The sequence below is a fragment of the Shewanella sp. Arc9-LZ genome (genome assembly GCF_010092445.1).
In the GTDB taxonomy this organism is placed as follows: domain Bacteria; phylum Pseudomonadota; class Gammaproteobacteria; order Enterobacterales; family Shewanellaceae; genus Shewanella.
In genome coordinates, this window is the sequence record NZ_CP048031.1 from 2,459,388 (window position 1) to 2,473,858 (window position 14,471).

Sequence of the window (14,471 nt, forward strand, 5' to 3'; positions counted from 1 at the left end):
AAATAGATGACATCTTGCTTTCATTGCAATGAGCCGGTGCTAACGGGTGAACAGTTTACAACCGTGATTAATGGGCAACCACAACCTATGTGTTGCCCAGGTTGTCAGGCGGTTTCACAAGCGATTATGGATGCTGGCTTAAGCAGCTATTATCAATTTCGTAGTGAGCCAGGCAATCGTCAAACTGCTTTGATCCCTGAGCAATTATCGCAGTACAGTGCCTATGATTTACCTGAAGTTCAACAAGACTTTGTTCATAAACAAGGTGCTATTGATTCAACCTCTTTGTCTATCGACGGTATTACCTGCGCTGCTTGTGCGTGGTTAATTGAACATAAACTCAAACCCATTGCTGGAGTCACTAATGTGTTGGTTAACTCAACCACACAACGCGCGTTAGTGAGTTGGGATAGTCAAATTATTCAGCTCAGCGAAATTTTGCAGATTATCAGTAAAATTGGCTATCAAGCGGCACCCTACCAAGTTGATGAGCAAGAAAAACAATCAAAAGCAGACAGTCGTAAATTTTTACTCCGCCTAGGACTTGCAGGTTTTGCCACCATGCAGGTGATGATGTTTGCCCTCGCCTTATACACTGGATACTTTACCGACCTAGATGTTGAGTTTCGGGATTATTTTCGTTGGGTTAGCTTAATTTTTGCTACTCCAGTGGTATTGTATTCTGCGCAACCCTTTTATTTCAGTGCGCTTCGTAGTCTATTAAGTGGCAAGCTTAATATGGATGTCTCTGTCTCCATCGCGATTTTAGGTGCTTATGTAGCCAGCTGTGTCGCAACAATTCAGGCCAATGGCGAAGTGTATTTTGAATCAGTATCCATGTTTACCTTCTTCTTATTACTTGGCCGTTATTTTGAACAAACAGCCAGACAAAAAGCCTCCGTCAGTTCGAGTAATTTACATAAACTGGTCCCTTTGACCGCACATTTATACCGTGACGGCGAAATTACAGAGATTGCTGCTAAGCAGTTAGTCATTGGCGATATTATTTTGGTCAAACCTGGTGAAGTTATTGCGGCAGATGCAGAGGTGGTTGCAGGCCTATCAAGCGTCAACGAAGCGATGTTAACCGGTGAACAAATGCCAATAGGCAAACAGGTATCAGATACTGTGTATGCTGGAACCATTAATGTAGAACAACCTCTTGAGGTTAAAGTCACTGCGTTAGGTCAAGATCAGCTAGTGGCTGAAATTATTCGTTTACAAGAACTTGCATCAAACAACAAACCTGCCATCGCTTTGGTGGCCGACCGTTTAGCTCGATACTTTTCCGCGACCATATTATCGATAGCAGCAATAACTTATTGTGTTTGGTTATTTATTTCTCCTGATGATGCCTTTTGGATCACCTTGTCGGTATTAGTTGCCACTTGTCCATGTGCCCTAGCCCTTGCTACGCCGACAGCAGTGACATGTGCGACGGCTATTTTTACCAAGTTAGGTGTGATTCCGCGCAAGGCCGGAGTTTTCGAAAAACTGACTAAAATTAATCATGTGGTGTTTGATAAAACGGGAACCTTAACCTGTGGCCATTTATCGATTGGTGAAGTACAAACCTTTGGCAAATATTCATCGGAGCAGGTCCTATCAATGGCTGCTGCAATTGAACAAGGCTCTTTACACCCCATCGCATTAGCATTTAAGCCCTTTTTTGATAATAAACACTTTGTTGAAAATGTTGACCATCATATTGGATTGGGTATTCGGGCCAGTATCGGCCAACAGCAAGTTTGTATTGGTACGGTACAATTTGTTACCCCAGAGACAAATATAGCGGCTTCGAAGGCAATAGAAAGTCAGTGGATTTATCTTTCCATCGATAATAATTTGGTCGCTAAAATTGAAATGCTAGATGAGCTAAGAGTTGATAGTTTAGCCACCGTAAATGTCTTAAAGGCAGCTAACATAACACTCAGTATTGCCAGTGGCGACAATTCGGGTCATGTTGAGTTTTTAGCAAGTAAACTTGGTATTTCTGATGTGCATTCAGGTTTATCGCCGCAAGATAAGTTAGCGTTAGTGAATCAATTACAACAACAGGTCAATGTGGCTATGTTTGGCGATGGTATTAATGACGCGCCAGTGCTCGCCGGAGCAAACTTGTCTGTTGCTATGGGAAGCGGCAGTGCTATTGCTAAAAACAGTGCCGACTTAATTTTACTGGGCGATCACTTATCACGTTTTAATGATGCTATCTTTGTCGCTAAGCAAGCCCAGCGAATAATTCATCAAAATTTGTTATGGGCTTTTGCTTATAACATGATTATTTTGCCATTGGCAGTTACTGGGCATGTTGCTCCTTATATTGCTGCGATTGGCATGTCTGTCAGTTCACTTATTGTGGTGAGCAACAGCTTACGCCTTCTTAGGATAAAGTTATGAGTATCATTTACGTATTAATACCTATTGCGATGTTGTTTGTATTGATAGCAGTCTCTATTTTCTTTTGGGCAGTAAAGTCTGAGCAATTTGATGATTTAGATAGACAAAGCGTGTCTATTTTATTCGATGAAGACGAAAACAGCATGAACAAAAACAGCAGTGCTAAAGCCGACTCTTCTAATGACAGCTCTGCAATTAATGATTTTCCAATTAACAACTCTCCAATTAACCGTTCTGCTACTACCGATGTTGCCCAACAAAATACAGTTGGTTCTGCTGCTGCTTCATCTACTACTCACACTAAACCAGAGTAAACCCAGTGATTGAATATAATGTTGGTGGTGCATTTATCGTGGGGTTAATGGGCGCTGCACATTGTTTTGGCATGTGCGGTGGATTAATTGGCGCTTTTTCAGCCAATATACCCACCAATGGCCAGACCCGCTTAGGCACTCAACTCACATTTCTGTGTGGCTACAATTTTGGACGTATTTTTAGTTACACAGTAGCAGGTGCGATTGTCGGTGGCAGTGTCTCAGCCCTTGGTCATTTATTTGATGTTGATAGTTATTTAATTTTTTTGCGAATTGTTGCTGGCACCATGATGATTCTTACCGGGCTTTATATTGCTCAGATATGGTTTGGCATTGTACACATTGAAAAAGTCGGCAAAATATTGTGGCGATATTTACAACCACTGACGCGTAAATTCATACCTATTACTCATCCATTGCAAGCTGTTATGGCTGGTATGGTATGGGGTTGGCTCCCTTGCGGCCTTGTGTACAGTACATTAACTTGGTCAGTTGCATCTGGTAGCGCATTACAAGGTGGCTTAATTATGTTTGCGTTTGGTTTAGGGACTTTACCTGCTCTATTCGCTGCAGGATTAGCCGCTAAAACCTTGGCTCAATGGGTACAAAAACGGGCAGTAAGATTATTCAGTGGCGGGCTTTTAGTGTTATTTGGATTGCAAACGCTTTACATCGCTTTTAATCAACTAAACTAGTTTATAACGGTCAAATATGCATTTATTGTCGTTAAGCTAGAGGCTATTTTTAAGTGGCTTCACAGATATTGATCTAAAGATTTTTATGTTTAAAATCAATGGTTATAAGTTAAGCTGTTAAGTATGTAGAATCATTTTTAAATACGTTTTACTGACAAACTTTGGTATCTACAGTGTGTTGAAACGAAGTGAGTTACAACTGTGTTTTAAAATGCCATGATTGCAGCGTCCATTCTCTTCATATAGTAAGTGCGACTCTGATGTTGAAGAGTACCTTATTAATGCAGAATGGTATAACATAGTAACGTCTTCATAAATTGAGATTGGGTATGCCTTCAGATTTGATTAAAGCTCGACGTCCATCTACTACCGGTTGCGCCATTCATTGTCACGACTGCAGTATGGAAGCCCTGTGTATCCCTTTTACGTTAAACAATGATGAGCTTGATAAACTCGACAGTATTATTGAACGTAAAAAACCCATTCAAAAAGGTGACCTTATCTTCAAGTCCGGTGACGTGCTTAAGTCATTGTATGCAATTCGCTCCGGTACAATCAAAAGTTATACCATTACTGAGCAAGGTGATGAGCAAATTACTGGATTCCATTTGGCCGGTGACGTCATTGGTTTTGATGGTATTCATGCACAACGTCATCAAAGCTTTGCCCAAGCCTTAGAAACCTCAATGGTCTGTGAAATCCCTTATGAAACTTTAGATGATTTATCTGGATCTATGCCTAAGCTACGCCAGCAAATTATGCGTTTAATGAGCAATGAAATTATGAGTGATCAAGAGATGATCCTATTGCTTTCAAAGAAAAATGCTGAAGAACGTTTAGCTGCATTTATTAATAACCTCGCTAATCGCTTTGGTAATAGAGGTTTCTCGCCTCATGAATTTCGTTTGACAATGACTCGTGGTGATATCGGCAACTATTTAGGCTTAACAGTTGAGACAATTAGCCGTTTATTAGGTCGGTTTCAAAAGTCTGGTTTAATTGAGGTTAAGGGTAAGTATATTTCTATTATCGATCACTCATCGTTAAGTACCCTTGCTGGAAATGCTCGCATCGCCACTTAAATTTGATATATATGATCTATCTCAAAGTTTATTTATTAGCAAACGGTAATACTATCAATAGGTAATGTAAATAAGAACTCAACAGCTTTGGAGGTTATATGAAGGATTATAAAAAGATATTAGTGGTGATTAATCCTACAACGGATCATCAACCCGCATTGGCACGTGCTGTTGAATTAGCGTCAAAAAGTCAGGCAGAGATAACTGCATTTTTATCCATTTTTGACTTCTCATATGAAATGACTTCAATTTTGTCCAGTCAAGAACGTGAAGCGATGCGCCAAGGTGTTATTGATCAACGTGTCGCTTGGTTAGAAAATGCCATAGATGGTTTTAGTAAATTCAATATAAAAATTAATACCGAAGTTGTGTGGCATAACCGCCCTTTCGAAAGTGTGATTAATCATGCGATGAAAGGCAATTATGATTTAATTGTTAAAAGCACCCACGTACACGACAAATTAAAAGCTGTAATTTTTACACCTACAGATTGGCATTTAATGCGTAAATCTCCTGTTCCTGTTTTATTAGTCAAAGAACACGATTGGCCAGTGGCTGGAAAAATTGTTTGTGCGGTTAATGTGGTGAGTGAAGATGAAGATCATCAAACGCTTAATGGTAAAATCATTAATCATGCACTCGATCTAGCCAAAAAATTCTCTGCTAGTGTTCATTTAGTCAATGGTTACCCTGGTACGCCAGTAAATTTAGCCATTGAATTACCCGACTTTGATGCCAATGTGTATAACAACACAGTGCGTATGCAACATGAGCAACGAGTACAGTATTTAGCTCAAGCCTATAATATTCCGCTTGAAAATTGCCATGTTGAAGAAGGTTTGCCTGAAGATGTGATTCCAGAAATGGCTGCTAAATTAGATGCCGAATTAGTGGTCCTTGGTACAGTTGGTCGTACTGGTTTTTCAGCGGCATTAATTGGTAATACTGCTGAACATGTCATCGACAGCATTAATTGCGATTTGTTAGCGATTAAACCTGATGGGTATAAATCACCTTTAGAAGATTAGTCTCCAATAGAATAGGTTAACTACTTTACCCTGACCTCGAATACTGGAATAATACGCGCCCTGAAACACTTGGTTACTGGGCGCATTTTTATGTCTGAAGTTGATACAATCGCTAAACAAAATATTACTCGTATGAATAAACTGCAAAAGCGTCTACGACATGAAGTCGGTTCAGCCATTGCAGACTACAATATGATCGAAGATGGTGATCGTGTTATGTGCTGCCTTTCCGGCGGCAAAGACAGCTACACCATGCTGGATATTTTATTAACCCTTCAACAACGTGCCCCTATCAAATTTGAAATTGTGGCCGTTAACCTAGACCAAAAGCAACCAGGTTTTCCTGAGCATGTGCTGCCTGCTTACTTAGATAAGTTAGGCGTGGCTTATCATATTCTCGAAAAAGATACCTACTCTATCGTTAAAGAAAAGATACCTGAAGGCAAAACGACATGTTCACTTTGCTCTCGTTTACGTCGTGGTACTCTTTATGGATTTGCCCAACATATTGGCGCCACAAAAATTGCTTTAGGTCATCATCGCGACGATATTATTGAAACCATGTTTTTGAATATGTTTTATGCTGGCAAACAAAAAGCCATGCCGCCTAAACTATTGTCTGATGACGGAGCCAATATGGTCATTCGTCCATTGGCCTATTGCCGTGAGAAAGATATTGAAGAATATTCGACCCTAAAATCATTTCCTATTATTCCTTGTAACTTATGTGGCTCACAAGAAAATTTAAAACGTGGCGCAGTTAAAGACATGTTACAAATGTGGGATAAGCAACATCCTGGGCGTATTGAAACTATTTTTACTGCAATGCAAAATACCTCACCATCACAAGGTGTTGATCGCGAACATTTTGATTTTAAATCATTAAAGCGTAACCCAGATGCCGTAAATACTGGTGACGTAGCTGATGCCGACTTACCTGCTTTTGATTTTGTCGATATCAGTAATAATGGTCACATCAATTTAGACATTAGTAATCGAATCGATGTGGTGGCGACATTTAAGCCATAATAAATAGACTAGCTGTTAATAGATAAACAAAAGGCATTGATATCAACGCCTTTTGTTTATTATTTATCCCGAGTTCAGATTACTGGGTTACGAGAGGACTCACAACACTGGGTTTGTGGGTAAATGAAATGTTTTTTATCTGATTGATTTGTTCGAGTGTTAAAGTGTATTTTTCGTCAGCTATTGATTCTACATTATCAACAACAACCTTAACTGTTATGCCATCTGCTTGTATTTCAGCAAACTCAAACGTGAGTCCATTAATCGGTTTTCTAAAATACTTCATTGGAAAACCTTGTAATCCATCAAGTAATTTATTCATGTCATCGGTTAATGCTAATAGTTCTGTTTGAGTAAAACGTTGTTTAGTTTCTTTAGCGCGAACTTGCATGGCAATCCCACACTGTGCTGCATCACCCACCACATTAATATTGACTAAGCCGCGGTCTGATTTCAGCTGTGGATCGTAAGGAATAAATAAACGTTGTTGTTTCGTATATGTTAACGGGAACTGTTCTTTTTCAGTGGTAATACTGCCTGACACTATGATGCAATCAGGTGTGATAGGAACACTAAAGGCTAGCTCAACTAAAGGATAGTTTTGCTTATTCACTTGCTTTAATCGATCATAAAAGCCGTTGTACTCTAAAGAAACCGTTTCAGCAAAACTGCTATTCACTATAAAAATAGTCGATATAAAAATAAATCCGTTAAGTAGCGTACGATTACGCATTAGCTTTCTTCCCTTGTAAATATGGCTTATTGTGTTTAAGCATTTCGAGGAGTTCATCAATGTACTCATCTTTTCGTTCTGAATAATTCATTAATCCATAAACCAATTTCTCGGCTGTTGGTTTAACTTTTTGAGCCCGTAAATCGGCACGAATAGAACGAAATAAACGATACGCGGAATTGGTGTTTAAATTGATCATGTAAGCAATAATGGAATCTTTGGGTGAATCAAATACTGCAACCTCATGGATTTTTCCATCAGCTCGCGCTAATGGCACTAAACCACAGCCTTCAATAAAACACCATTGACCAAAAAAGTTAAACCCGTCGACAGCAAAACGTGAACTGCCCCAACCGCTTTCATTGGCAGCTTGAACTAATACCATATCAACCGGAATAATATCGATACGCTTTAATAATGGCATTAAGGTTATGCGAGTAATTGCTTTAACATCATATTGATATTTTTCAAGAATGGTTGTTAGCCTATCACTATCATTTTCACTCAGTCCTAAGCCATTATCAATTTGCTCAATAACAGCCAGTAAAAATTGACGATCGTGAATAATAATCTGATTTTGTGCTTCAATGGCCGGACGTAAAAAATCAAAAAATATTTGCTTTTTAGTGGCAATATCTTCTATTTCAGCAAATAACGGCACCTTCCCTAGATCAATATTATTCAGCTGATGTTCACCAGGTGCTACAGATATCTGGCTAGTATTAGGAAAAATAAAGAGTCGCATCGCCAACAAAGCAACAACGGCTAAGCCTAACGCAAAAGTCACTTGACCCACATTGCCTATCTTCAACAGTACCTGCCTTATCAAAAATTCATTTCAACTTATAAATCCCGCTAATTATAACCTTAATAAACGATAGGATACAGTAAACCACTTTTGTAGAGTCTGTGCTTATCCGTTATTGATCACGATACGTTAAGTCAGCGTCTACAAAAACTAAAATTAATTACACTTTCATGACCATATCCAGTTAAAATCATTATACGTGTTTACGGGGCAGTCATTTATGACTGTGAATCGTCTTATTCAACAACTCAAGGATTTGAGAACACATTATGTTGAATCAAAAGTTCAATAATTATCATCATGTGGTAGCCATCGGTGGCGGACATGGATTAGGCAGAATTCTTGCCTCATTATCTTTTTTAGGTCCGAGATTAACGGGAATTGTTGCAACGACTGATAACGGTGGTTCTACTGGTAGGCTTAGGCAAGATCAACAAACTATTGCTTGGGGGGATTTACGTAATTGTCTTTCCCATCTTGCACATCGTCCATCGTTAGGTTCAATGTTATTTGATCATCGTTTTACGGGTGACAATGAACTTTCGGGACATAATTTAGGTAACGTAGTATTACACGCACTTGATCAACTTTGTGTAAGACCACTTGAAGCGGTTAATTTAATTCGTGGCTTACTTAAAATTGAGACACAAATTATTCCAATGTCGGAAGCTTCTACTCATCTGGTGGCACTTACCCACTGTGGTAATAAAGTGTTTGGTGAACTTAATGTCGATGGCATGAAGGAAGCGCCGATTGCATTATCATTAGAACCTGAAGTTGAAGCGACATTAGAGGCTTGTAGTGCACTAGCAAATGCTGATTTAATTATTATCGGCCCAGGGAGTTTTTTAACCAGTATACTGCCACCTTTATTGCTGCCACAAATAGCCAAGAGCATTCGTGAGTCGAACGCACATGTTATGTTAATTGATAATTTAACCGCTGAGTATTCACCTGCAAGCACGTTTAGTATTGAAGATAAAATTGCTTGGTTTAACCAGGTAATAGGCAAAGAAGTGATTGCTGATGTTATTCAGCATGGAAATGAAATTAAGTTGTCTCATTCCAACATTAATGGTGTTCGTTTTAATCACTTTCCATTAATCAGCCAACATCATCCAGGGTTACATGACAAAACAGCATTAGCAGAAGCGATTAGCCAAGTTTGTGACTTACACCTTAAGCCGATTGATTTGGCTGAATACCGTCATTGCAATATGACATAAAACTTATCGATATTGGCTATAGTCATATCGAAGCTCATAGTGTTTAATATTCGTTATGAATTCTGTTGATGGAGCATACTGCTCGCAGAAGTGATTTGATGGAGTTAAACATTTGGCTAACGTGCAACTTTGTCAGATATGAAAATTGAAATGGTCAACATAAAAATGGCTGCATAATGCAGCCATTTTTATATCCCAATAGCTAAGACTAAATCACTTGAGCTATGGCTTTACACACCGCTGGGATATTATTTTTCGTTAACCCAGCCACACTAATACGACCAGAACCGACAATGTAAATAGCGAACTCATCTTTTAAACGAGCAACTTGGCTTTTGTTCAGACCAGAAAAACTAAACATACCGTTTTGACGAGAGATGAAGCTGAAATCTTGTTCGACACCTTCAGCTTTTAGACTTTCGACAAATAAACTGCGCATTTCAGCAATGCGTTCACGCATTAGCGTCAATTCTATTTCCCATTCTTGGCGCAGTGCAGCATCCGCTAAAATGGTACTAACAATCAATCCGCCATGTGCCGGAGGATTAGAATAATTTGCGCGGATAGTTTTTTTAATTTGGCTAAAGCTTTTTACTGCATCATCTTGATTTTCAGCAACGATGGTTACCGCACCAACGCGTTCGTTATATAAACCGAAGTTTTTAGAAAAAGAGTTTGCAATTAATAACTCTGGTACTACAGCAGCAACTGTACGTAGACCTTGTGCATCTTCATCTAGACCAGCACCAAAACCTTGGTAAGCAAAATCAAATAACGGTAACAATGATTTTTCTAAACAAACCTTGGCGACGAGTGTCCATTGTTCAATTGATAAATCGATACCCGTTGGGTTATGACAGCAACCATGAAGTAAAACCACATCACCGGCATCCGCATTGGCTAAATCAACTAACATTGAATCGAAATCCATATCGTGTGTTTCAGCTTTGTAATAACGGTATTCTTTAACGGTTAATCCTGCGGTTTCAAAAATATTCTGGTGATTAGCCCAAGTAGGATTACTAACCCAAATGGTTGTTGATTTGGTATTTCGGACTAAAAACTCTGATGCTACCCGTAATGCCCCAGTTCCACCGGGTGCTTGAGCTGTTACAGATCGTTTATCCGATATAATTTGGCTCTCAGGCCCAAAGAGTAATTCTTGAACCACTTGATTGTAAGCTTGTACACCTTCAATACCGAGGTAATTCTTGGTCTTTTCGGTTTCAAGTAAAATAGCTTCAGCTTTTTTTACAGAAGATAATATCGGCGTTTGCCCTGCTTCATCTTTATAAATGCCGACACCTAAGTTGACTTTGTGTGAGCGAGTATCTGCTTTGAAAGCATCTGTTAAGCCTAAGATCGGGTCTGCTGGCGCAAGCGTGACTTGAGAAAAGATCATTACAACTATCCTAAGTGAGGTGAAGAGACTAATTTTGTTTAGTTATACCATTGTATGCCGACAGTGAGTAGTGAGATTTTTAATAGTTGAGATAATTTTATGATAAAGTGAACATTCCTCAAATTTATGTACACGATAATGGTTATTTCGTTAGTTATCCTGTCACTTCCTGCTATTAGTATTATCTCCCTACCAGAACAGGGAACACTATTCTGACTGCTAATTGCTTTTTATTTGGTGAGTAACGTTAGATTCATTTTTAATCGCTAAGTGATTTAGCGTTACTTCTGTCAGAAGATAGTAAAATGAAAGTTTCGATATGATATGGATGACTATCAGACAATATGTTGTTCTGTAGTTAATATTACATTACAAAAAAACAGTTATAGAATTGCGAGGACTTTATTAAGTCCATCTTGTCGTTTAACGGATATAAAAAAAGGAACCCGAAGGTTCCTCTTTTTAAAGCGACTAAACTAATTACTTAGTTAACGCTTCTTTTGCTTTTTCAACTAAAGTTGCAAAAACAACTTTGTCGAAAACAGCGATGTCAGCCAAAATCTTACGATCGATTTCAATAGACGCCTTTTTCAAGCCGTTAATGAAACGGCTGTAAGACAGACCATTTTGACGAGACGCTGCATTAATACGTGCAATCCATAACTGACGGAATTGACGTTTTTTCTGACGACGGTCACGGTAAGCATATTGACCAGCTTTAGTTACTGCCTGAACAGCAACACGGTAAGTACGGCTACGAGCGCCATAATAACCTTTAGCTAATTTTAAAACTTTCTTGTGACGAGCACGTGCGGTTACACCACGCTTAACTCTTGGCATTTTCTAAACTCCTAAATTAAGCGTATGGTAGTTGACGCGCGATTGCTGGAACGTCAGATTTAGCAACTAAACATTTAGCACGTAAGTGACGCTTACGCTTAGTGCTTTTCTTGGTCAAAATGTGACGTAAGTGTGCTTGCTTGCGCTTGAAACCATTAGCGGTTTTCTTAAAACGCTTCGCTACACCCTTGTCTGTTTTCATTTTAGGCATTTCTAAAACTCCGCATTGGGACGTTAATAAACGTAAGGCGAGCAAAAGCCTCAAGAGACTTTTGCTACTTTAGGGTTGCCCTACTATTTCTTTTTAGGTGCTAGCACCATAATTGCTTGTCGACCTTCCATTTTCGGGAAAGATTCAACAACCGCATACTCTTCCAAATCAGCCTTGATACGGTTCAAAAGATCCATACCTAGGTTTTGGTGTGCCATTTCGCGACCACGGAAACGCAGCGTAATTTTCGCTTTGTCACCATCTTCTAGAAAACGAATCAGGTTGCGTAGTTTTACCTGATAGTCGTTTTCATCAGTGCCAGGACGGAATTTAATTTCCTTAACCTGGACCTGTTTCTGCTTCTTCTTTTGTTCTTTTTGAGCTTTCGCTTTATCAAAAAGGAACTTACCGTAGTCCATTATGCGACAGACAGGTGGCTCAGCATTGGGACTGATCTCTACAAGATCAACTCCGGCTTCATCTGCAACGTTCTGAGCTTCTTTTATACTTAATATACCAATTGGTTCACCATCTAAACCTGATAAACGGACTTCAGGTACACCAGTGATTTCATCATTGATTCTATTAGGGGCTGGCTGTCGCCCTGCTGTTCTTTTGATCTTTATGACCTATTCCTCCAACAATTTGAGACTACGGAGCGAAATCTGTTGACGTATCATCGCGGCGAAATCTTCTAGTTTTAACTTGCCTAAATCGATACCGTCACGCGTACGCACCGCTACTTCCTTATTTTCCATTTCTTGATCACCAACGACCAATAAATAAGGCACACGTCTTAGGGTGTGTTCGCGTATTTTAAAGCCTATTTTCTCATTCCTCAAGTCAAAAGATGCTCGAATACCCTGTTCTTTGAAGAATTTAACGATTTCTTCAACATAATCAGCTTGTTTATCGGTAATGTTCATTACAACAACTTGCATTGGAGCAAGCCATGTTGGAAATTTACCGGCGTATTCTTCTATCAATATACCTATGAAACGTTCTAAAGAACCTAAAATAGCACGATGGATCATTACTGGCGTCTGGCGACTGTTGTCTTCTGCGACATAAGTGGCACCCAAACGAGTCGGTAATGCATAATCGAGTTGTACTGTACCACATTGCCATGCACGATCTAAACAGTCATGCAAAGTAAATTCGATTTTTGGACCATAAAAAGCGCCTTCACCCGGTAATATTTCATATTTAATATTATTATTGGCAAGAGCTTGCTTTAAAGCGTCTTCAGCTCGGTCCCACATATCGTCATCACCAATACGCTTTTCAGGGCGAGTTGACAGTTTAACCACGATATTATCGAAACCAAATGTAGCGTATGTGTCGTATACCATTTGGATACATGCACTGACTTCATCTTGTACTTGATCATCAGTACAAAAAACATGAGCGTCGTCTTGAGTAAAGCCACGTACACGCATAAGACCATGAAGTGAACCTGATGGTTCGTTACGATGACAACAACCAAACTCTGCCATACGTAATGGTAAGTCGCGATAAGATTTTAACCCTTGGTTGAAAATCTGTACATGACCTGGACAGTTCATTGGCTTAATCGCGTATTCACGGTTTTCGCTGTTAGTGGTGAACATGGCTTCTGCGTATTTATCCCAGTGGCCAGAACGTTCCCATAAAACTCGGTCCATCATTAGAGGGCCTTTCACTTCTTGATAAGTGTATTGACCTAACTTTTGACGAATGAATTTCTCAAGTTCTAAAAATATGCTCCAACCATCGTTATGCCAAAACACCATTCCTGGCGCTTCTTCTTGCATATGGTACAAATCTAGTTGCTTACCAATTTTACGGTGATCACGCTTAGCCGCTTCTTCTAAACGCACTAAATGAGTTTTAAGGGCTTTTTTGTCAGCCCATGCTGTGCCGTATATACGTTGCAGCATTTTGTTATCAGAGTTACCACGCCAATACGCACCAGCAACGCTCATTAACTTAAAGTTTTGACAAAAACGCATGTTTGGCACATGTGGACCACGACACATGTCGATGTATTCTTCGTGGTGATAAAGCGCTGGTGTTGCGTCTTTACTGATGTTTTCATCTAAAATAGCTATTTTGTATTCTTCACCGCGTTCGCTAAAAGCATCACGAGCGTCTTGCCAAGATACAACTTTTTTAACCACATCGTAGTTAGTTTTAGCTAACGAAAGCATACGCTTTTCTAAGGCTTCTATATCCTCATGCGTCAGCTTATGATCTAAGTCGATGTCGTAATAAAATCCGTTGTCGATAACCGGGCCGATTGCCATTTTGGTTTCAGGCCACATTTGTTTGATCGCGTGACCTAATAAATGCGCACAAGAATGGCGAAGGATTTCAACACCCTCTTCGTCTTTGGCCGTGATGATAGCTAACTCTGAGTCTGCAGTGATTAAGTCAGTTGCATCTTTTAATTCACCGTTTACGCGGCCAGCAATACACGCTTTTGCTAAACCAGGGCCGATGTCTAATGCAACATCAAGAGTCGATACAGGATTGGCAAACTCACGTTTGCTGCCATCAGGCAATGTAATAATAGGCATTAAAAATTCCTTTTCCAGTGGTGACCCACACGTAGGGCCACATGGTAATTAAGTATGTTCTTTTTGAACGAGAGCACGTTAATGAAATCAAGACAGTACAGGAGTCTTAGTTACCCAAAAACGCAAGTCTCTATTCTATGTGATA

At 39.5% G+C, this 14,471-nt stretch carries 13 protein-coding genes and 1 pseudogene; 7 read left to right on the forward strand and 7 right to left on the reverse strand.

Features of this window, described 5'->3' with window-relative positions; genetic code table 11:
• The first annotated feature begins 6 nt into the window (after positions 1-6).
• The 6 genes and pseudogenes from GUY17_RS10580 to ttcA all read left to right on the forward strand — a co-directional run bounded on the left by GUY17_RS10580 (position 7) and on the right by ttcA (position 6,548).
• Positions 7-2,400, forward strand: coding sequence for a heavy metal translocating P-type ATPase (locus GUY17_RS10580; protein ID WP_162023114.1), 2,394 nt, complete (start codon positions 7-9; stop codon positions 2,398-2,400).
• Positions 2,397-2,534 (forward strand): annotated as a pseudogene (ccoS, locus tag GUY17_RS21215) (cbb3-type cytochrome oxidase assembly protein CcoS); the annotation flags it as partial. The gene GUY17_RS10580 and the pseudogene ccoS, both read left to right, overlap by 4 nt.
• Before the next feature lie 185 nt (positions 2,535-2,719).
• A complete protein-coding gene (locus GUY17_RS10590; protein WP_162023117.1) occupies positions 2,720-3,409 on the forward strand; it encodes a sulfite exporter TauE/SafE family protein in 690 nt (229 codons plus the stop codon).
• A gap of 329 nt (positions 3,410-3,738) precedes the next feature.
• Entirely contained in the window at positions 3,739-4,491 is a 753-nt protein-coding gene (etrA, locus tag GUY17_RS10595; RefSeq protein ID WP_101088277.1) for an electron transport transcriptional regulator EtrA, read from the forward strand.
• A gap of 98 nt (positions 4,492-4,589) precedes the next feature.
• The gene (gene uspE, locus GUY17_RS10600) at positions 4,590-5,519 is read left to right on the forward strand and encodes a universal stress protein UspE (RefSeq protein WP_162023119.1); all 930 of its coding nucleotides are present in this window, start codon (positions 4,590-4,592) and stop codon (positions 5,517-5,519) included.
• A 90-nt stretch (positions 5,520-5,609) separates the two neighbouring features.
• Positions 5,610-6,548, forward strand: a complete 939-nt coding sequence (ttcA, locus tag GUY17_RS10605) for a tRNA 2-thiocytidine(32) synthetase TtcA (RefSeq protein ID WP_101088275.1) — start codon at positions 5,610-5,612, stop codon at positions 6,546-6,548.
• A 79-nt stretch (positions 6,549-6,627) separates the two neighbouring features.
• Here ttcA and GUY17_RS10610 read toward each other — a convergent pair whose 3' ends face one another.
• Both GUY17_RS10610 and GUY17_RS10615 read right to left on the reverse strand, forming a co-directional pair.
• A complete protein-coding gene (locus GUY17_RS10610; protein WP_162023120.1) occupies positions 6,628-7,281 on the reverse strand; it encodes a DUF2987 domain-containing protein in 654 nt (217 codons plus the stop codon).
• On the reverse strand, positions 7,274-8,092 hold the full coding sequence (locus tag GUY17_RS10615; RefSeq protein ID WP_162023122.1) for a glucosaminidase domain-containing protein: 819 nt from the start codon (positions 8,090-8,092) through the stop codon (positions 7,274-7,276). Before GUY17_RS10615 ends, GUY17_RS10610 begins: the two co-directional genes overlap by 8 nt.
• 266 nt (positions 8,093-8,358) lie before the next feature.
• On the opposite strand from GUY17_RS10615, the gene yvcK reads away from it, so the two are divergent.
• Entirely contained in the window at positions 8,359-9,315 is a 957-nt protein-coding gene (yvcK, locus tag GUY17_RS10620; RefSeq protein WP_101088272.1) for a uridine diphosphate-N-acetylglucosamine-binding protein YvcK, read from the forward strand.
• 208 nt (positions 9,316-9,523) lie between these two features.
• Here yvcK and GUY17_RS10625 read toward each other — a convergent pair whose 3' ends face one another.
• The 5 genes from GUY17_RS10625 to thrS form a co-directional block, all read right to left on the reverse strand.
• The gene (locus tag GUY17_RS10625; RefSeq protein ID WP_162023123.1) at positions 9,524-10,717 is read right to left on the reverse strand and encodes an amino acid aminotransferase; all 1,194 of its coding nucleotides are present in this window, start codon (positions 10,715-10,717) and stop codon (positions 9,524-9,526) included.
• A 480-nt stretch (positions 10,718-11,197) separates the two neighbouring features.
• The gene (gene rplT, locus GUY17_RS10630; protein WP_011637486.1) at positions 11,198-11,557 is read right to left on the reverse strand and encodes a 50S ribosomal protein L20; all 360 of its coding nucleotides are present in this window, start codon (positions 11,555-11,557) and stop codon (positions 11,198-11,200) included.
• A 16-nt stretch (positions 11,558-11,573) separates the two neighbouring features.
• A complete protein-coding gene (gene rpmI / locus GUY17_RS10635; RefSeq protein ID WP_011496149.1) occupies positions 11,574-11,768 on the reverse strand; it encodes a 50S ribosomal protein L35 in 195 nt (64 codons plus the stop codon).
• A gap of 83 nt (positions 11,769-11,851) precedes the next feature.
• On the reverse strand, positions 11,852-12,394 hold the full coding sequence (gene infC, locus GUY17_RS10640; RefSeq protein ID WP_081430133.1) for a translation initiation factor IF-3: 543 nt from the start codon (positions 12,392-12,394) through the stop codon (positions 11,852-11,854).
• Positions 12,395-12,397: 3 nt separating this feature from the next.
• The gene (gene thrS / locus GUY17_RS10645) at positions 12,398-14,326 is read right to left on the reverse strand and encodes a threonine--tRNA ligase (RefSeq protein WP_162023125.1); all 1,929 of its coding nucleotides are present in this window, start codon (positions 14,324-14,326) and stop codon (positions 12,398-12,400) included.
• Positions 14,327-14,471: the final 145 nt, after the last annotated feature.

Coding starts and splice junctions, on each gene's coding strand:
- GUY17_RS10580 (WP_162023114.1), top strand. CDS start 7: ATGACATCTTGCTTTCATTGCAATGAGCCGGTGCTAACGGGTGAACAG.
- etrA (WP_101088277.1), top strand. CDS start 3,739: ATGCCTTCAGATTTGATTAAAGCTCGACGTCCATCTACTACCGGTTGC.
- uspE (WP_162023119.1), top strand. CDS start 4,590: ATGAAGGATTATAAAAAGATATTAGTGGTGATTAATCCTACAACGGAT.
- ttcA (WP_101088275.1), top strand. CDS start 5,610: ATGTCTGAAGTTGATACAATCGCTAAACAAAATATTACTCGTATGAAT.
- GUY17_RS10610 (WP_162023120.1), bottom strand. CDS start 7,281: ATGCGTAATCGTACGCTACTTAACGGATTTATTTTTATATCGACTATT.
- yvcK (WP_101088272.1), top strand. CDS start 8,359: ATGTTGAATCAAAAGTTCAATAATTATCATCATGTGGTAGCCATCGGT.
- GUY17_RS10625 (WP_162023123.1), bottom strand. CDS start 10,717: ATGATCTTTTCTCAAGTCACGCTTGCGCCAGCAGACCCGATCTTAGGC.
- rplT (WP_011637486.1), bottom strand. CDS start 11,557: ATGCCAAGAGTTAAGCGTGGTGTAACCGCACGTGCTCGTCACAAGAAA.
- rpmI (WP_011496149.1), bottom strand. CDS start 11,768: ATGCCTAAAATGAAAACAGACAAGGGTGTAGCGAAGCGTTTTAAGAAA.
- thrS (WP_162023125.1), bottom strand. CDS start 14,326: ATGCCTATTATTACATTGCCTGATGGCAGCAAACGTGAGTTTGCCAAT.